Annotated in this window: 14 protein-coding genes; 3 read left to right on the forward strand and 11 right to left on the reverse strand. The window is 57.9% G+C overall.

Features of this window, described 5'->3' with window-relative positions; translation table 11 throughout:
• Positions 1-113: 113 nt before the first annotated feature.
• The 5 genes from ACIPF8_RS11105 to kdpF all read right to left on the reverse strand — a co-directional run bounded on the left by ACIPF8_RS11105 (position 114) and on the right by kdpF (position 5,734).
• Positions 114-860, reverse strand: a complete 747-nt coding sequence (locus ACIPF8_RS11105) for a TorF family putative porin (protein WP_400420885.1) — start codon at positions 858-860, stop codon at positions 114-116.
• Between the two features lie 140 nt (positions 861-1,000).
• Positions 1,001-1,573: a potassium-transporting ATPase subunit KdpC gene (gene kdpC / locus ACIPF8_RS11110; protein WP_400421300.1), complete on the reverse strand. Its 573-nt coding sequence runs from the start codon at positions 1,571-1,573 to the stop codon at positions 1,001-1,003.
• Positions 1,574-1,662: 89 nt separating this feature from the next.
• Positions 1,663-3,741, reverse strand: coding sequence for a potassium-transporting ATPase subunit KdpB (gene kdpB, locus ACIPF8_RS11115; RefSeq protein ID WP_400420886.1), 2,079 nt, complete (start codon positions 3,739-3,741; stop codon positions 1,663-1,665).
• An 81-nt stretch (positions 3,742-3,822) separates the two neighbouring features.
• Positions 3,823-5,643: a potassium-transporting ATPase subunit KdpA gene (gene kdpA / locus ACIPF8_RS11120; RefSeq protein WP_400420887.1), complete on the reverse strand. Its 1,821-nt coding sequence runs from the start codon at positions 5,641-5,643 to the stop codon at positions 3,823-3,825.
• A 1-nt stretch (position 5,644) separates the two neighbouring features.
• A complete protein-coding gene (gene kdpF / locus ACIPF8_RS11125; RefSeq protein ID WP_061534000.1) occupies positions 5,645-5,734 on the reverse strand; it encodes a K(+)-transporting ATPase subunit F in 90 nt (29 codons plus the stop codon).
• Positions 5,735-6,152: 418 nt separating this feature from the next.
• Between kdpF and ACIPF8_RS11130 the strand changes: the two genes are divergently transcribed.
• Positions 6,153-8,330, forward strand: coding sequence for an FUSC family membrane protein (locus ACIPF8_RS11130; RefSeq protein ID WP_400420890.1), 2,178 nt, complete (start codon positions 6,153-6,155; stop codon positions 8,328-8,330).
• A 281-nt stretch (positions 8,331-8,611) separates the two neighbouring features.
• Positions 8,612-9,013, forward strand: coding sequence for a hypothetical protein (locus ACIPF8_RS11135; protein WP_400420891.1), 402 nt, complete (start codon positions 8,612-8,614; stop codon positions 9,011-9,013).
• Between the two features lie 39 nt (positions 9,014-9,052).
• Here the strand turns inward: ACIPF8_RS11135 and ACIPF8_RS11140 are convergent, their stop codons facing one another.
• Positions 9,053-9,943, reverse strand: a complete 891-nt coding sequence (locus ACIPF8_RS11140) for an SMP-30/gluconolactonase/LRE family protein (RefSeq protein WP_400420893.1) — start codon at positions 9,941-9,943, stop codon at positions 9,053-9,055.
• A 364-nt stretch (positions 9,944-10,307) separates the two neighbouring features.
• Between ACIPF8_RS11140 and ACIPF8_RS11145 the strand changes: the two genes are divergently transcribed.
• Positions 10,308-11,249, forward strand: a complete 942-nt coding sequence (locus ACIPF8_RS11145) for a LysR family transcriptional regulator (RefSeq protein WP_400420895.1) — start codon at positions 10,308-10,310, stop codon at positions 11,247-11,249.
• Between the two features lie 14 nt (positions 11,250-11,263).
• On the opposite strand, the gene ACIPF8_RS11150 is transcribed toward ACIPF8_RS11145, so the two are convergent.
• From ACIPF8_RS11150 to mmsB, 5 genes are all read right to left on the reverse strand, one after another.
• Positions 11,264-12,055 (reverse strand): SDR family NAD(P)-dependent oxidoreductase, encoded by a 792-nt coding sequence (locus tag ACIPF8_RS11150; protein WP_400420896.1) that lies wholly within the window; start codon positions 12,053-12,055, stop codon positions 11,264-11,266.
• Positions 12,056-12,099: 44 nt separating this feature from the next.
• Positions 12,100-13,680 (reverse strand): aldehyde dehydrogenase (NADP(+)), encoded by a 1,581-nt coding sequence (locus tag ACIPF8_RS11155; protein WP_400420898.1) that lies wholly within the window; start codon positions 13,678-13,680, stop codon positions 12,100-12,102.
• Positions 13,681-13,723: 43 nt separating this feature from the next.
• Entirely contained in the window at positions 13,724-14,719 is a 996-nt protein-coding gene (araD1, locus tag ACIPF8_RS11160; protein ID WP_400420899.1) for an AraD1 family protein, read from the reverse strand.
• Positions 14,720-14,744: 25 nt separating this feature from the next.
• Positions 14,745-16,499: an IlvD/Edd family dehydratase gene (locus ACIPF8_RS11165; protein ID WP_400420901.1), complete on the reverse strand. Its 1,755-nt coding sequence runs from the start codon at positions 16,497-16,499 to the stop codon at positions 14,745-14,747.
• Positions 16,500-16,613: 114 nt separating this feature from the next.
• Complete coding sequence (mmsB, locus tag ACIPF8_RS11170) at positions 16,614-17,822, reverse strand: multiple monosaccharide ABC transporter permease (protein WP_400420903.1); 1,209 nt, start codon at positions 17,820-17,822, stop codon at positions 16,614-16,616.
• Position 17,823: the final 1 nt, after the last annotated feature.

Genomic DNA, 17,823 nt, shown 5'->3' on the forward strand with positions numbered 1-17,823 from the left:
CGGCATCCTATAAGCTATTTGCGTTCCCCGCCAGCTGCCTGCTACAAAGGCGAACAGGCCGGAACGCCTTACGCATTCCGGCCCATGCTGGGAAAGCACCTTACCGATGATAATCAGAAGGTTTTTGTCGCGCCAATCACCAATGATGTTTTACCCAGGTTCTTGCGATCAGGGGCCGGTCCGACGTAATTATTGGTGTCGGTGCCGATCACCGCGATGCTACCCGACAGGAAGCCGAAATCCTTGGTCAACCCGACTTTCCAGTCGTTATAGCTGGAAGCCGAATTGTTCTTGACCGTTTGATGGCCGGCATGCAGGTTGACTGTGTAACCGTTGGTGACATCGATATTGGCGCCGATATCCAGATAACCGCTGTTCTTGCTGTTGGCAAAGCCGAACAGGTTGGTCACCGATTGCGAATATTTGATATAGGCAGGGCCGTAACCGAGCTGGCCGTACAGTTCCGTCGTATTGGCGCTCGGATTCAAGCCATTGGATGGATAGACGTAGGAGAGAACGCCGAAGTCGTAGCTCAAATCCTGGGTAAAGTTACCTTTTTTGCCGGCGTAGATATCCCACTCGATGTTGTCGCTGCCGCCGCTATCCTTGATCCATTTCAATGTCGACAGCCAGGTGCCGACGTACAGGCCGGTTGGATTGTTGCTATAGTCCGCGCCGCCTTGCAGGGCTGGCTCCAGGCGTGTCTGTGAAATGCCGCGGAAGCGGTAATCCGATACCAGGCTGGCATTGAAAGTCAGGGAGTTATCGGGAACCGCCTCTTCCGCTTGTGAGCAATTTGCAGTGAAAGCAGTAACGCCGATGACGGTAACCAGGCTAGCAAAATAGATAATTTTCTTCATATACTCTAAGTGGAATAAAAATAGTGTGCTGCTTGTTTATCCAAACCAGAGGCAATACGGACGTGTAGAAGCTGACCGTACGATGTACGGTCAGTCCTGCATGCACGACTACCTCTGGAATGAAATTGGGTGGGTAAAACTCAGTTGACTGCTGGAGCCTGTCGATCCAGCGCCAGATTCAACGCCAGGACGTTGACGCGTGGCTCGCCAAGGAAGCCCAGACTGGGCTGCAGCTTCAGGCTGTCGATGATGCCGCGCACGGTATCGACGTTCAATTTGCGTTCGCGCGCAACGCGGCCGGCCTGGTAATAGGCGGCGGCCAGGCTGATTTCCGGATCGAGGCCGCTGCCGGAGGCAGTCACCAGGTCAACCGGGATCGGCAAGGTGTTGCCAGGGTCGGCGGCTTTCAGCGCATCGACGCGGCCTTTGACGGCATCGATCAAGGCCGGGTTGCTCGGTCCGAAATTGGAGCCGCCGGAGGACTGTGCGTTGTATGGCATCGGGCTGGTAGCCGACAAGCGGCCCCAGAAATAATTCGGCGCGGAGAATTCCTGGCCGATCAGGCGTGAGCCGATCAGCTTACCGTTTTGCACGATCAGGCTGCCCGAGGCCTGGTCGGGAAAAGCGACCTTGCCGATGCCAGTGATGGCCAGCGGATAGATCACCCCACACAGCAGGGTCAAGCCGGCGAACAGCACCAGTGCTGGACGCATTACACCTTGCGATGCGACTTTTGTCTTGGCAACCGACTGCGCTGGAGACAATGTTGTTGTAGATGCTGATTTCATTTCTAGACTCCCAATTACACCAAGTGCATGACCGCCAGGATCATGTCGATCAATTTGATACCGATGAATGGCAGGATGATGCCGCCCAGGCCGTAGATCAGCAGGTTACGACGCAACAACGATGCAGCGCCGACGGCCCGATAGCGAACACCCTTCAATGCCAACGGAATCAGCACAACGATGATCAGCGCATTGAAAATCACTGCCGACATGATGGCCGACGACGGACTCGCCAGATGCATCACGTTCAGCGCCGCCAATTGCGGATAAGTAGTGATGAAAGCGGCCGGGATGATCGCAAAGTACTTGGCGATATCGTTGGCGATCGAGAAGGTCGACAAGGCGCCGCGGGTCATCAGCATCTGCTTGCCGATCTCGACGATCTCGAGCAGCTTGGTCGGATTCGAATCGAGGTCGACCATGTTGCCGGCTTCCTTCGCCGCCTGCGTGCCGCTGTTCATCGCCACCGCCACGTCAGCCTGAGCCAATGCCGGAGCATCGTTGGTGCCGTCGCCGGTCATCGCCACCAGGCGGCCTTCCGACTGGTAGCTGCGGATCAGCTTCAGCTTGTCTTCCGGCGTCGCTTCCGCCAGGAAGTCATCGACCCCTGCTTCGGCCGCGATCGAAGCCGCAGTCAGGCGGTTATCGCCGGTGATCATGACGGTCTTGATGCCCATCCGGCGCAGTTCGGCAAAGCGTTCCTTGATGCCGCCCTTGACGATGTCCTTCAGTTCGACCACGCCCATCACCACGCCGTCATCGACCACCACCAGCGGTGTACTGCCGCGGCGGGCGACGTCGTCGACGTTATGTGCGACTTCGGCCGGGAATGGTTGTCCCAATTCCTGCAGATAGTTTTTCAATGCTTCCGACGAACCCTTGCGGATTGCGCGGTTGCCGATGTCGATACCGCTCATGCGGGTCTGCGCGGTGAACGGCACAAAGGTGGCGTTCAGCGAAGTCATCTCGCGTTCGCGGATATTGAAGCGCTGTTTAGCCAGCACCACGATGCTGCGGCCTTCCGGCGTTTCATCGGCCAGCGAGGCCAGCTGCGCGACATCGGCCAGCTCCTGCTCGGTAATGCCTGGCGCCGGGATAAAGGCTGAAGCCTGGCGGTTACCGAGTGTGATGGTGCCAGTCTTGTCCAGCAGCAGCACGTCAACGTCGCCGGCGGCTTCCACTGCACGGCCAGAGGTGGCGATCACATTGGCTTGCATCATGCGGCTCATGCCGGCCACACCGATGGCGGACAACAAGGCGCCGATGGTAGTTGGGATCAGACATACCAGCAAAGCTACCAATACCGTGATGGTGATTGGCGTGCCGAACTTGGCGGCGGTCACGCTGAACAGCGAGAATGGCAGCAGGGTCACAGTCACCAGCAGGAACACGATAGTCAGCGCCACCAACAGGATGGTCAAGGCGATTTCATTCGGCGTTTTCTGGCGCTTGGCGCTCTCCACCATCGAGATCATGCGATCCAGGAAGGCTTCGCCCGGATTGACCGAAACGCGCACCACCAGCCAGTCGGACAGGATGCGGGTACCGCCGGTGACGGCGGAAAAGTCGCCACCGGATTCACGAATCACAGGTGCAGATTCACCGGTGATCGCACTTTCGTCGACCGAGGCCACGCCTTCGATGACTTCACCATCGACCGGGATAACGTCGCCGGCTTCCACCAGCACGACGTCGCCCTTGCGCAGATTGCTGGCTGGAGTCGAAGTCCAGTTGCTTTGCTGGCCCTTGGACTTGCTGTTGGCTTCCAGCTTCTTGGCTGATACGGTTTGCTTCAATGCGCGCAACGATTCGGCTTGCGCCTTGCTGCGGCCTTCTGCCAAGGCTTCAGCAAAGTTGGCGAACAGGACAGTGAACCAGAGCCATACCGAAATCGCCAGGATGAAAGCCGGGCTGGCTTCACCCTTGCCGGTCAGGGCCTGGAAATACAACAGCGTGGTCAGAATACTGCCGACATAAACCACGAACATGACTGGGTTGCGCAATTGCGTTTGCGGCGCCAGCTTTTTGAACGATGCGACGATGGCCGGGCCCATGAGCGCGGAATCGAAGAGCGTCAGATTGGTGCGAGACATGATGATCCTTCTTCTTGATTGGCTGGGGAGGAGTCGTTCGTCGTGCTGCGACGCTTCTTGGACTCCATCCCCAAAATGTTTTTATTTCGGCGCGAACATTTGCAAATGCTCAACCACAGGACCCAACGCCAGGGCCGGTACGTAGTTCAATACGCCAACCAGGACCACCACGCCGATCAGCAACACGATGAACAGCGGACCGTGGGTCGGCATGGTTCCCGAGTTGGGTTCCAGGCGCTTCTTGGCGGCAAACGAACCAGCCATTGCCAGGATCGTGATGATGATGATGAAGCGTCCGAACCACATCGCGATTGCCAGCATGACGTTATAGAACGGTGTGTTAGCCGACAATCCACCGAACGCGCTGCCGTTATTGTTGGCGGCCGACGAGAAGGCATACAGTATTTCGCTGAATCCATGCGCCCCAGGGTTGAGGATGCCCGCCACACCGGCGGTTGCCATCACTGCTATCGCGGTGCCGCCCAATACCAGCATCGGCGTTGCCAGGATCGCAATCGAAGTCATCTTCATTTCGAACGACTGAATCTTCTTGCCGAGATACTCCGGAGTGCGGCCGATCATCAGGCCGGCGATGAACACCGCCATGATGGCGAACACCAGCATGCCGTACAGGCCGGAACCGACGCCACCGAACACCACTTCACCCATCTGGATCAGAGCCATCGGCACCAGGCCACCCAAGGCTGTGAACGAATCGTGCATGGCATTGACTGCGCCGCACGAAGCTGCTGTGGTCACCGCTGCAAACAAAGCTGAAGCGCTGACGCCGAAACGGGTTTCCTTGCCTTCCATGTTGCCGCCGGATTGCAGCAGGCTATGCGCCTGGTCTACGCCCAGTGCGCCGATTCCAGGATGCGATTGCTGCTCGGCGTACATCACCACTGCCGTCATGACGACAAAGATGAGAGTCATCGCCGCCAGCACCGCCCAGCCCTGACGGATGTCGCCGACCATGAAGCCGAAGGTAAAGCACAGCGCGGCAGGGATCAGGAAGATCGCCAGCATCTGCATGAAATTCGACAATGGTGTCGGATTTTCATACGGGTGCGCCGAGTTGGCATTGAAGAAACCGCCGCCGTTGGTACCGATCATCTTGATCGCTTCCTGCGACGCCACCGGACCCATGGCTAAGGTTTGCACCTTGGTGTTCATGGTTTCCAGCACCGGCTTGCCAGCTGCATCATTGACAGGCTGGCCATCGGCGCCGACTTTCGGCTGCTGATAAGTCAGCGGTTGCACGATGTTGGCGTCCTTATAGGAATCGAAATTCTGGATCACGCCTTGGCTGATCAGGAATACCGAAAAGATCACCGACAGCGGCAACAGGATGTACACGGTGCAGCGCGTAATGTCAGTCCAGAAATTACCGATCGAATTTGCTGAGTGACGCGAAAAGCCGCGAATCAAGGCAAAGGCAACCGCAATACCGGTCGCTGCGGAAAAGAAGTTCTGCACGGCCAGCACCAGCATCTGGGTCAGGTAGCTCATCGCGCTTTCGCCCGAATAACCTTGCCAGTTGGTGTTGCTGATGAAGCTGACAGCCGTGTTGAATGCAGAATCCGAGCTGAGATTGACAAAGTGTTGCGGATTCAGCGGCAACCAGAGCTGGAAACGTTGCAACGCGTAAGTCGCCAGTGCGCCGATGGTATTAAAAATCAGCAATGCCAGCGCATAGGTTTTCCAGTTCATCTCCGACTTGGCCTGGATGCCGGCGCAACGATACAGCCATTGCTCGACCCGGTTGAACCAGCCGAAACCGGTTACCGGAGCATGATCGGAGGAGCCTGCGGCTACCTGCACGATATATTTCCCGAGCGGATAGCTCAATACCAGCAGCACCGCCAGGAAAGCAATCAACAACATGGTGGATTGGGAGGTCATGTCAGAAATCCTCCGCTTTGATCAAGGCCACGACCAGATACACCAGCAGCGCGACGGTCACCACCGCGCCAAGCACATAAAACGGGTTCATTGCCGATCCTCCAGCTTCTTGCAGCCGACCGCCAGCGCCCAGGTCACGACAAACATCGCGACGATTGCACCAACATAAATTCCATCCATTACCAGGTCCATCATCACCCTCATTACAGATTAGTTACGGTAACGACAGGCTATAGAGAAGCTTCTAAAAATGTCGTAAAGAGTCTTGGCGGGGGTGTAAACAAAGTGTAAAAAAACCGTAAAAATCGGGGAATTTGCAGAATGAAGAGGGACTCGAGGGAAAACGCGCGTTGCCCGCTACCCGGCAAGCTTGGAGCTGACCGCATGGATTTACCAGGCAGCCATTCTGCGGCAAAAAATTTTCATGCTTTTTTTGCCATTTCCAGGACAATTTCCACGAGCAAACGGGTTACACTTTCAGCCTTGCCAGCCAACGCTTAAGACCGGACATGCATTACGCCCTAGATCTGCGCACCTTTATATTCAGTCATTACTTCTATACTGGTTTGCGGATCGCCACTGGCGTGGTGGGGCTGACCATGCTGGTGCTGCAATTCTCGGATCTGCCGACCGCGATGACGGTCTGTATCGGCGCCCTCTCCACCAGCCTGATGGATCTGCCGAGCACCCTGCGTCACAAATTCAACGAAATGCTGTCGAGCGTGCTGCTGTGCACCGTCGTCACCCTCATCATCAGCCTGTGCGCACCATTCCATTGGCTGTTGAGCATCATGCTGGTGGTAGTGACGTTCCTGGCCTGCATGATGGTGGTATATGGCAAAAAGGCCATGCCGCTGCAGTTTTCAGCGCTGTTCGTGATGACCTTGTCGATGGAAAACGCCACCAATGTGGAACAGGCGTTTTTCCACACCGGCCTGTTCCTGGCCGGCGGCCTGGCCTACCTGGCCTATTCGATGGCCGTTTCGTGGTTCCTGCGCAGCCGCATCAAACAGCAGGTACTGGCCGAAGCACTGTTCGAGCTGGCGCGCTACATCAACATCAAGGCCGATTTCTACGACATGCATGTCGATCTCAACAGCCAGTTCAATCTGCTGGTGCGGCAACAGATCGTGTTGGCCGAGAAGCAGCAGGCATCGCGCGACCTGATATTGCGCGATCCGAAGAACCAGGAAGATGCGATCCTGGTGCAGGTGCATTTCGGCATGTTCGACCTGTACGAACACATCCTGTCCACCCATACCGACTACGCAATCCTGCGCCAGCACCTGGCCGATGCGGAAGTCCTGACTTACCTGCGCGACCTGGTCAACAAGGCCGCCAAGGATATCGAATCGATCGCCTACGCCGTCACGCGCAAGCGCGCCTCCTTCGCCAGCATCAGCTACAAGGCCGAGTTGCGCTCGATCGATGCGGAATTGCAGCAGTTGCAACAGGATGCGCTGGCCGGCAAGGTTTCCGAGGAAGCGCTGGACATCCTGCGCTCCACCTACGGCAAGATTTGCGATGCGATCGACATGATCGGCCAGTTGCACCACGCCACCCAAAGCGTGCAAGGCCCACTGCCGGTGTTGCTGGGCAAGGACATGACGCCATTCCTGACGCAGCAAAAATACCAGTTGGGCGTATTGGCGGCCAATCTGCGCTGGCAATCGCCGACCTTCCGTTTTGCGGTGCGGGCGGCATTGGCGATTTCCTGCGGCCTGCTGGCGGCGGACGCCTTGCCCTATGCCGGACATGGCTACTGGGTGGTGCTGACGATTGCAATCATCCTCAAGCCCAGCTTCAGCCAGACCAAGCAGCGCCGCAGCGATCGTCTGATCGGCACATTGATCGGTTGCGTCGCGACCGCGCTGATCCTGCGCTTCGTGCACGAGCCGGTGGCCCTGCTCGGCTTCCTGTTCCTGGCGACTGTCGCCGCGCCGGCATTCATCTATGTCAAATACCGCTACACCGCGATCGCCGCCAGTATGCAGATCCTGCTGCAGATCAACCTGGTCATCCCGAGCAGCGGCCATGTGATCGGCGAACGCCTGATCGACACCCTGATCGGCGCCGCCATTGCCACCGCATTCAGCTTCGTCCTGCCGAGCTGGGAATACCGCACCTTGCCGCAGCTGATCCGTAACGTATTGAAAAGCAACCAGCGCTACCTCGAAGCCAGCAACAACCTGTTGCAAGGCAAGGCTGTCGACGATTTCATTTATCGAATCTCGCGCAAGCGCTTCCTGGATAACATTTCGGAACTAGTATCGACTTTGGTCCGCATGCTTGACGAACCGGTCAGCAAACACCGTGCGGTGGAAAACCTGAACCAGTTCATCGTGCAGAATTATCTGGTCATGGCCCACGTGGCGGCGCTGCGCATGCTACTTCGGCGCAATGCCGAGGGCATTCCCCATGAAGCGGTGAATGCCCAACTCGATACCGCGACCACGCATGTCTGCAAGACGTTGGCGCTGGCTGAACAAGTGCTCAATCCGAATCTCGCGCCTGCGGTTTTGGACCAGAGCGATCTGGAAGCAATTCCCGAACATGAGGCCGGCGCAACACCGGCAAGCAACTGGCCGGCCTGGCATGCATTGCAGCAGCGGGTCGAATTGCTTTATGCAGACACGGAAAAGATCGCAGTCAACAGCGCCGCCATCGGCCGTATTTTGACTACTTGATTGTCTATTTGAGTGAGGCGGCCGGCAACCATTGCGGGCTATGCCTCACTGGCAACGCATCCCACTTTTTTGAGCGTCGACAAAACCGCTTTATCGTTAAGGCGATCAACGTTACTTTAAGTTGAGTATTGTTTTTCCTGCAATTCAATCCCATGTCGCGAATTGCAATTTATTGTTTCCCTCATAAAAACCAATGAAATTCCACCAAGTATAATTTCCACGTAGTACTATTTCTACATGGAAATTCATTTGGAATTTCAACAGTGCACGAGGGGAAAGACATGACATTTACACGACTGAAATTGGCCGCGGCATTCATTTTGCTGCCTCTCGCCTCTGTGGCAATCGCGGGTACCAATGGCGGCACCATCCATTTTGTCGGCAGTATTGTCGAACCGCCTTGCGCCACCAACATGGTCGACAGTTCCGGACCGGCGGCGATGCAAGTGAACATTCATTGCGACAGGCACAGCGCTTTCGATGTAGCGTTTCAGCGCGTCGGACCTGGCGCCAACTCCCCCGCAACCATCTCCCTGACACGCGACGGCAAGCCGCTTGGAACTGAAGAAGCTGCTCCTTACCGGGTGGCGTTACAAGGCCAAACCAGCCTGGGCCTGGTCGCCAACAAGGCGGCGACAGGAACCGCACTCGGCCCGGTCATCATGACGATCACTTACCAGTAGCAGTTGCAAAGTAGCCTGAAAGTCGGCAAACCTTGCCGATCACGCGCCGAATCTGCTTTCCGGCAAGCCATAGCTACCCGTCAGCCGCAACTCGAATACGCCACCGGCAGTCGGCTCCACCAGCAAAGCCTGCGCCGAGAGCGATTCCCGTGCAGTGGTCACATACAGCGTGTCCAGCAGCGCGCCGCCCAACGCGACACAGCTAGGCTGCGCCACCGGAACCTCGACGATCCGGTCGATACTGCCGTCCGGCGCCAACCTCAACACGCGGTATCCGCCCCATTGCGCATTCCACAGATAGCCATCGCGATCGACGGTTGAACCGTCCGGTACGCCGGGCTGTTGTCGCAAATCGGCGAACAAACGATCGTTACTAACAATACCGTCGCCGGTTTCATAATCGCAGCAGCGAATCGTCCTGGTCGGTGAATCGCAGTAGTACATGATGCGACCATCGGGACTGAAGCCGATACTGTTACTGATGGCTATTGATGGCAGCGGCAACTTCTCCAAGGTCAGATCGGTGTTAAGCCGATAGAAACTGCAGCAAGGCGCCAGGTCAGGCGCATCGTTCTTGGTGCCGAACACAAAACGCCCGAAGCGATCGCAACGGCCATCGTTCAGTCGAGTGTGCGGCAAATCCGCTTCGACCGCGCAAATCGGCGTCACCACTTGCGTGGAAAAAGTGAACCACGCCAATTGCGAAGCGAGTCCCAGCAGCAGGCGGTCGTCGTCATTGGTCAATGCGAATGTCGCCAAGCGCTCGGGCATCGGCCAGCTATGCGTTTCACCGCTGGCCGGCGTGTAGCGCCACAGGGTGGCGCCGAGAATATCGGTCCAGAACAAACGCTGCGTACGATCGCACCACAGCACGCCCTCACCCAGCATATGTTTACCGTCAACCAACAGGCTTGCGCTGGTGCTTGTCATCGTCCAATCCTGCCGTCATTCCGTGCGACCTGCGAGGCGCATGCTTGATCGATCATTCCTTTGGCTCCTTCGGTTTGGTGGTAGCGAACAATCGCAACCAGAACAATGCCAGCGAGGTTTCCCTGACCTCGCTGGCATCTGCATATTAAAGCAAATGCCGCCGCTGAAGCCGCTCAGCTTACGCCGAGCATTGCCACGGCAGCAGCAACATGTGCGCCCATGTTAGGGACTACATTGATATCGATCAAATGATTTTTTACGCCATATCAATACGGAATTTGATATCATTTATTAGCTGCTATCTAGTCGCCCAAAGCGCAGACTGATCAGGCGGCATATAAAAAAACCAACCACTGGGACGACCATGCCTGCCAACGACACCAACTGGTTTCTCCGCGCCCGCCTGAAAACCCGGCAACTGCTGTTGCTAATCGCACTCGACGAGGAACGCAATATCCATCGCGCGGCGGAAGAACTCAACATGACGCAACCGGCCGCGTCAAAGCAATTGAAAGACCTGGAAGACATGCTGGACGTGCAGCTGTTCGAGCGACTACCGCGCGGCATGCGGCCGACCATCTATGGCGAGGCCATGATTAGGCATTCGCGGATGGCGCTGACCAGTTTGTCGCAAGCGCACGACGACATCACCGCGCTCAAATCGGGTTTATCGGGACAGGTGAATGTCGGCGCGATCCTGTCGCCCGGCATGGTGTTGCTGCCGCCGGCGATTGCGCGGCTCAAGCAACATGCGCCGATGCTGCGGATCGGCGTCGAGGTGGAGAGCAGCAACATCCTGCTGGAACGCCTGCAGCGCGGCTCGCTCGACTTCCTGGTGGCGCGCATCCTGGACCAGGAAGACAACAGCAATCTCGAATATGAAGAGTTGTCCGACGAACCGGTGTGCGCGGTCGCACGGGTTGATCATCCGTTGCGCAATGTTTCGAATCTGGAGCTGAAGGATATCGCCGACGCCGGCTGGATCCTGCCGCCCAAGGGCAGCGTGTTGCGGCACCGGGTCGACATGATGTTCCACAAGGATGGCCTGACGCCACCGGCCAACGTGGTCGACACTACTGCCATCCTGGTGATCGGCAGCCTGCTGCAGCAAACCGATTTCCTGCATGTGATGCCGGCCGAAGTGGCGCGTTTTTACGCCCAGGTGAATGTGCTGGCGATCTTGCCGATCGAATTGCCTTGCAAGATGGACGGCTTCGGCATCATCACCCGCCGCCATCAAATTCTATCGCCAGCCGCCACCATGCTGCAGCAGACGATACGCGACGTCGCTGCGCAAATCTATTAAGGTCTGCGACAATCTCACGCCCAGCCGGCGTCGACGATAAATTCCTGTGCGGTGCACATCACGCTGTCGTCGGCGGCCAGGAACAGCACCATGCGCGCCAGATGCCAGGGCTGCAATTTGCCCGGCAGGCACTGGTTGCGTTTGATCTCTTCCTCGCCAGCGGCATCCAGCCACAAGGCAATCTGCCGCTCGGTCATCACCCATCCCGGCGAGACGGTATTGACGCGGATATTGTGTGGCCCGAGATCACGCGCCAGGCCGCGCGTCAGGCCGATGACGGCTGACTTCGCGGTGGTGTACACCGGGTAACCGCCGTTCGACAGGTGCCAGCTGATCGAACTCAGATTGATGATCGAGCCGCCGCCCTTCTTTTTCATGCCCGGGGCTACTGCCTGGCAAGTAAAAAACAGCGGACGCTGGTTGATCGCGATGCCGTTGTCGTAAAACTCTACGGTGACATCTTCCAGCTGATGGCGCTGGTCGTTTGCGGCATTGTTGACCAGCACATCGAAATCGCCCAGCTCTTGCGCAAGCTCACCGATGGTCGACTGCAGGGCCGCGATGTCGCGGATGTCGCAGTGGCGGAACAACGGTTTGACGAAACCCGCCGCGGCCAGCTTATCGCACAAGGCCTCACTGGCCTCGACTGCGATGTCGACAAAAGCCACGCGTGCGCCCTGCTCGGAAAACGCGCTGACAATCGCTTCGCCAATGCCGCTACCGCCACCGGTGACAAAAACGGTCTTTCCCTTCAGGCTGGGAAAATGCGCCAGCTGGCCATTGGAAATTTCTTTTACTGCGGACATATCCACTCCTGTTCAATGTGACGCATGCAAGGCATGCCATGATTCTAGCGATAGCTCAGCTGACCGTTGACGCGTTGCCAGATACCCAGGGGATTATCGTCCTGCAGCGCCGCCGGTAGCAAATCCTGCGGCAGGTTCTGATACGACACCGGCCGCAGGAAGCGTTGAATAGATGTTGCGCCGACCGAGGTCGCGCGGCTGTCGGAGGTGGCCGGGAACGGGCCGCCATGCACCATGGCGTACGATACTTCGACCCCAGTCGGAAAGCCATTCGCCAGGATGCGCCCGACTTTGCGTTCCAGCACCGGCAACAGCTCGCGCACCACCTCATGGTCGCCATTCGCCATCTGCAAGGTCGCGGTCAATTGCCCTTCCAGATGCTCTGCCACTTCGCGCATCTCGGCGATATCGCGGCAACTGATCAGCAAAGAGGCCGGACCAAATATTTCTTCCGACAACTGCGGATCGTTAAGAAAATCGCGGGCACTGGTCGCAAACAGGGTTGGCACACCTTTGCAGCCAGCATCGGCAGCGACGCCCTGGCTGAGCTGGCGCACCCTGGAGTTTGCAGCAAGACGGCCGACACCTTTTTGATAGGCTTGATGAATGCCGGCAGTCAGCATGGTGGCAGCATTGCGCTGCGCCAGTTGATCAGCGGCCGCAGATTGGAAACGCTCCAGGTCAGGGCCTTGCAGCCCCAACACCAGGCCGGGATTGGTGCAGAACTGGCCAACGCCCAGCACCAGCGAATCGACAAACCCGCTCGCCAGCGCTTCGGCCTTTTCAGCCAGCGCGTGCGGCAACAGGAAAACCGGGTTGATGCTGCTCATTTCGGCATACACCGGAATCGGCTGTGGTCGTGCGGCGGCAACCGCCATCAATGCCAAACCGCCGTGGCGCGAACCGGTAAAGCCGACGGCCTGAATGGCAGGATGACGCACCAATTCCGTACCCAGTTCGTTGCCGATGCCAGTCAGCAGCGAAAACACACCTTCCGGCAAACCCGCCGCTGCAACCGCTTTTTGAATTGCCCGGCCCACCAGTTCAGAAGTACCTGGATGCGCAGGATGCGCTTTCACTACGACCGGGCAACCGGCCGCCAGCGCCGCGGCTGTGTCACCGCCTGCGACTGAAAACGCCAATGGGAAATTGCTGGCGCCAAACACCGCGACCGGCCCCAGCGCAATCATGCGCAGACGCAAATCCACGCGCGGCAACGGTTGACGTTCCGGCAGCGCCGGATCGATGCGCGCATCCTGCCACGACCCTTCGCGCAACACTTCGGCAAACAGCTTGAGCTGGCCAACCGTGCGGCCGCGTTCGCCTTCCAGCCTTGCTTTCGGCAAGCCGCTCTCGCTCATCGCCCGTTCTATCAATTGATCGCCGAGCTCGACGATGTTTTGCGCGATGGCTTCCAGGAAGCGGGCGCGCGCTTCCTGGCTGGTGGCGCGATACGGATCGAAAGCGATCCGGGCCAGCTCGCAGGCGCAGTCAATCTCGGCTTTGCCGGCGGTGTGGAATGCCGGCTCGATATTTTTTCCGGTACCCGGATCGAACGCAAAAAAATCCGCGCCGCCACCTTTGATGCTGGAGGCGCCGATCAGCGACTCGCCTGTAATGTTCATGTTTTTCCTGACTAGATATATCTACAGCTTAAAGCTGACGAATTTAAAGCTGATGGATCACCGGCGCCGGCAACTCTTGAACCGCCAGACGGTTGCGCAATGGCGGACCGAAAGCGGCAACGTCGATTTCAAATGTCTCGCCAGGCGCGACCTCGATGCCATCGGAACAGCTCAGCGTCGCCGTGCCGAAGAAATGGATATGCACATCGCCCGGACGCCGGAACAGCGGATATTTGAAATGGTGATACTCCAGATTGGCGACCGTATGCGACATGTTCTGTTCGCCGCTGACAAACGGTTTTTCCCAGCGCACCTGCCCATCCTTGTCGCGAATGCGCGACATGCCCTCCACATGCGGCGGCAAATCGCCCACCAGCAAAGCCGGGCCAACTGCGCACACCCGCAGCTTGGAATGCGCCAGATAGAGATAGTTCTGGCGCTCGGTGACATGATCGGAAAACTCGTTACCGATCGCAAAGCCGAGCCGGTACGGCGCGCCATCCGGGCCGATCACATAAAGCGCGGCAATCTCCGGTTCCTCGCCACCGTCCAATGCGAAATGCGGCATCGTCAGTGGTTGTTCGCCAGCGCAGACGATGCTGCCGTCGCCCTTGTAAAACCATTCCGGCTGCACGCCGATTTCACCCGCTGCCGGCTTGCCGCCTTCCAGCCCCATGCGAAACATCTTCATGCTGTCGGTCAGGTTGTCGACATCGTTGACTTTCTTATGCATCGCATCGCGGCCGTCGGCGCTGCCCAGATGCGTCAAACCAGTGCCGGTGACATAGCAATGCGCAGCGTCGCCGTGATCGAGCGGCGCCAGCAGGCGGCCGGCACGCGCAACCGTCGCATATTCCAACACAGTGGTGCCGAGCGCCGCGTCGACCAGGCTGGACAGTGAACTGCGGCGGGAAATTGCAGCTTGCGCCAGATCATAGGTGGTAGCGTAGCCTTCAACGACGCGGATCTGCCGTCCCTCGTCCTCCAGCACCCCAATCCGACGTGCGCCGTCGGCCTGCTTGAATTGCACCAGCAACATGTGTTTCTCCAGTCTGCGTAGCTACTTAATGTGAATGCTTGGGAACCGCCGAACCGCGGCAGCCGACCAGGAAATCGAAATCGCAGCCTTCATCAGCTTGCAATACCCGATCTATATACAAACTTTGATAGCCGCCCTTCATCGCGGTCGCCTCGGCATGCGCGGCGTTGACCTCGGCCCTTGCCGCCTGGCGCCGCGCCATCTCGGCATCGCTGATATCCAGGTGCAAACGCCCGGCTTCGCAATCGAGCTCGATCCAGTCGCCATCCTCGACGATTCCCAGCGGACCGCCGGCAGCAGCTTCCGGCGCCACATGCAAGACCACCGTGCCGTAAGCGGTGCCGCTCATGCGAGCATCGGAAATCCGCACCATGTCCTTGACTCCTTGCGCCAGCAGCTTCGGCGGCAAACCCATGTTGCCGACCTCGGCCATGCCGGGATAACCCTTGGGGCCGCAATTCTTCATCAGCAGTACCGAACTGGCGTCGACATCCAATTCCGGATCGTTGATGCGCTCCTTGTAATGCGCGAAGTCTTCGAACACCACGGCCTTGCCGCGATGCTTCATCAGCTCCGGCGATGCAGCAGAAGGCTTGAGCACCGCGCCGCGCGGCGCCAAATTGCCGCGCAAGATGCAGATGCCGCCATCGGCGATCAGCGGCTTGTCGATCACGCGGATCACTTCGTCGTTGTAGATCGGCGCGTCAAGGTTGTTGTCCCAGATCGATTTGCCGTTGACTGTCAATGCATCCTTGTGCGGCAACAAGCCGGCTTCACCCAGGCGGCGCAACACGCCAGGCAGGCCGCCGGCATAGTAGAACTCTTCCATCAGGAAACGGCCGGACGGTTGCAGGTCGACCAGCGTCGGCGTGCCGCGGCCGATGCGGGTCCAGTCTTCCAGTTCCAGCGGCACGCCGATGCGCGCAGCAATCGCTTTCAAATGGATCACGGCATTGGTTGAACCGCCAATCGCAGCATTGACCCGGATCGCATTTTCAAATGCTTCTCGCGTCAGGATTTTCGACAGGCGCAGGTCTTCCCACACCATGTCGACAATGCGCATGCCCGACATATGCGCCAGCACGTAGCGGCGCGCATCGACTGCGGGAATCGCGGCATTGTGCGGCAGTGAAGTGCCAAGCGCTTCGGCCATGCAAGCCATGGTTGAAGCAGTGCCCATCGTGTTGCAGGTACCGGCCGAACGCGACATACCGGCTTCCGCCGAGAGGAATTGATGCATGCTGATCTGGCCGCCCTTGACCGCTTCGCTCAACTGCCAAACAGCGGTTCCGGAACCGAGATCCTTGCCTTCGTGCTTGCCGTTCAACATCGGCCCGCCGGTCACCACAATCGCTGGAATGTCGCAACTGGCGGCGCCCATCAACAGCGCCGGGGTGGTCTTGTCGCAGCCAACCAGCAGCACCACCGCGTCCATCGGATTACCGCGGATCGACTCTTCCACATCCATGCTGGCCAGGTTGCGAGTCAGCATCGCGGTCGGTCGCAGGTTCGATTCGCCGTTGGAGAATACCGGGAACTCCACAGGGAAGCCGCCGGCTTCGGAAATACCGCGTTTGACGTGTTCAGCAATCTTGCGAAAGTGCGCATTGCAAGGCGTCAGTTCGGACCAGGTGTTGCAGATGCCGATGATCGGCTTGCCCTGGAATTCATGATCAGGGATTCCCTGATTCTTCATCCAGCTGCGGTACATCATGCCGTTTTTGTCGTTACTGCCAAACCATTCGGCGGAACGCAATGGACGTTTTTTATCGACAGTCATCTGTGGTTTCCTCTTGAAATCCTGAAATTGGACGGCATCCGGCCGCACCGTGATGGATGCCAGCTTTTGTATTGGAAAATCGCCGCTGCGGACGCATGCTCCGCAGCGATAGCGTTATTTGTTCTTGTTGTAGACGTCGACAAATACCGCGGCCAGCAAGACCAGGCCTTTGATCACCTGTTGATAATCGATGCCGATACCCATGATCGACATGCCGTTGTTCATCACGCCCATCACGAACGCGCCGATCACCGCGCCCATCACCTTGCCGACACCACCGGATGCCGAAGCGCCACCGATGAAGCAGGCTGCAATCACATCCAGTTCGAAGCCGGTACCGGCTTTCGGCGTGGCGGTATTCAGGCGCGCCGCGAAGATCAAGCCGGCCAGCGCTGCCAGCATGCCCATGTTGATGAAGGTATAGAAAGACACACGCGAGGTCTTGATGCCCGACAGCTTGGCGGCCTTCTCGTTACCGCCGACCGCATAGATGCGACGGCCGATGGTGGTGCGATTGGCGATGAAGGTATAAGCCACCATCAACAGGAACATGACGATCAGGACGTTCGGCATCCCTTTATAGGAAGCCAACAGGTAGCTGAAGAAAATGATGACGGCGGCAAATATGCCGTTTTTCAATATGAAGAACAACTGTGGCTCGTCCTCCATCCCGTGCTTGACCTGCTTGGCGCGGTGACGCACTTTGACCACGATCATGACAGCGGCGACCAGCACGCCGACCACCAACGAGGTAATACGCAAATCTGCGCCGCCGAAAAAATCCGGAATGAAACCCGAACTCAGCATCTGGAAATCATCCGGGAACGGACCGACCGACTGTCCCTGCAACAGCGCCAGCGTCAATCCCTTGAACACCAGCATGCCGGCCAGCGTGACGATGAATGACGGAATCTTGAAAAACGCCACCCAATAGCCCTGCGCCGCGCCGATCGCACCGCCGGCCAGGATGCACAGGATGCTGGCCAAGACAAAATTCATGTGCAGATTGACGATCAGCACCGCCGCCAGCGCGCCGATGAAACCCACCACCGAGCCGACCGACAAGTCGATATGACCGGCCACGATGACCATCAGCATGCCGAGCGCCATGATGACGATGTAGCTGTTTTGCAGTACCAGGTTAGTCAGATTTAACGGCTGCATCAGGGTGCCGTCGGTCATGTACTGGAAGAACGCCATGATCGCGATCAACGACATCAGCATGCCGTATTCGCGCATGTTGTTCTTCAGGAAGCCGGCGTAATCTTTCTTGTCTGCCAGGACCGGCGGCTGGGTCTCTGCAGTTGCGACTTTGTGGTTCATT

It is taken from the genome of Collimonas sp. NPDC087041 (assembly GCF_044745265.1).
Taxonomy (GTDB): Bacteria; Pseudomonadota; Gammaproteobacteria; order Burkholderiales; family Burkholderiaceae_D; genus Collimonas.

Bases quoted from the DNA above. Each gene is read 5' to 3' on its own strand.
- kdpF (WP_061534000.1), bottom strand. From the start codon at position 5,734: ATGAACCCGTTTTATGTGCTTGGCGCGGTGGTGACCGTCGCGCTGCTG.
- ACIPF8_RS11135 (WP_400420891.1), top strand. From the start codon at position 8,612: ATGACATTTACACGACTGAAATTGGCCGCGGCATTCATTTTGCTGCCT.
- kdpA (WP_400420887.1), bottom strand. From the start codon at position 5,643: ATGACCTCCCAATCCACCATGTTGTTGATTGCTTTCCTGGCGGTGCTG.
- ACIPF8_RS11105 (WP_400420885.1), bottom strand. From the start codon at position 860: ATGAAGAAAATTATCTATTTTGCTAGCCTGGTTACCGTCATCGGCGTT.
- ACIPF8_RS11150 (WP_400420896.1), bottom strand. From the start codon at position 12,055: ATGTCCGCAGTAAAAGAAATTTCCAATGGCCAGCTGGCGCATTTTCCC.
- ACIPF8_RS11165 (WP_400420901.1), bottom strand. From the start codon at position 16,499: ATGACTGTCGATAAAAAACGTCCATTGCGTTCCGCCGAATGGTTTGGC.
- kdpB (WP_400420886.1), bottom strand. From the start codon at position 3,741: ATGTCTCGCACCAATCTGACGCTCTTCGATTCCGCGCTCATGGGCCCG.
- ACIPF8_RS11140 (WP_400420893.1), bottom strand. From the start codon at position 9,943: ATGACAAGCACCAGCGCAAGCCTGTTGGTTGACGGTAAACATATGCTG.
- ACIPF8_RS11145 (WP_400420895.1), top strand. From the start codon at position 10,308: ATGCCTGCCAACGACACCAACTGGTTTCTCCGCGCCCGCCTGAAAACC.
- ACIPF8_RS11155 (WP_400420898.1), bottom strand. From the start codon at position 13,680: ATGAACATTACAGGCGAGTCGCTGATCGGCGCCTCCAGCATCAAAGGT.
- mmsB (WP_400420903.1), bottom strand. From the start codon at position 17,822: ATGAACCACAAAGTCGCAACTGCAGAGACCCAGCCGCCGGTCCTGGCA.
- araD1 (WP_400420899.1), bottom strand. From the start codon at position 14,719: ATGTTGCTGGTGCAATTCAAGCAGGCCGACGGCGCACGTCGGATTGGG.
- kdpC (WP_400421300.1), bottom strand. From the start codon at position 1,573: ATGCGTCCAGCACTGGTGCTGTTCGCCGGCTTGACCCTGCTGTGTGGG.
- ACIPF8_RS11130 (WP_400420890.1), top strand. From the start codon at position 6,153: ATGCATTACGCCCTAGATCTGCGCACCTTTATATTCAGTCATTACTTC.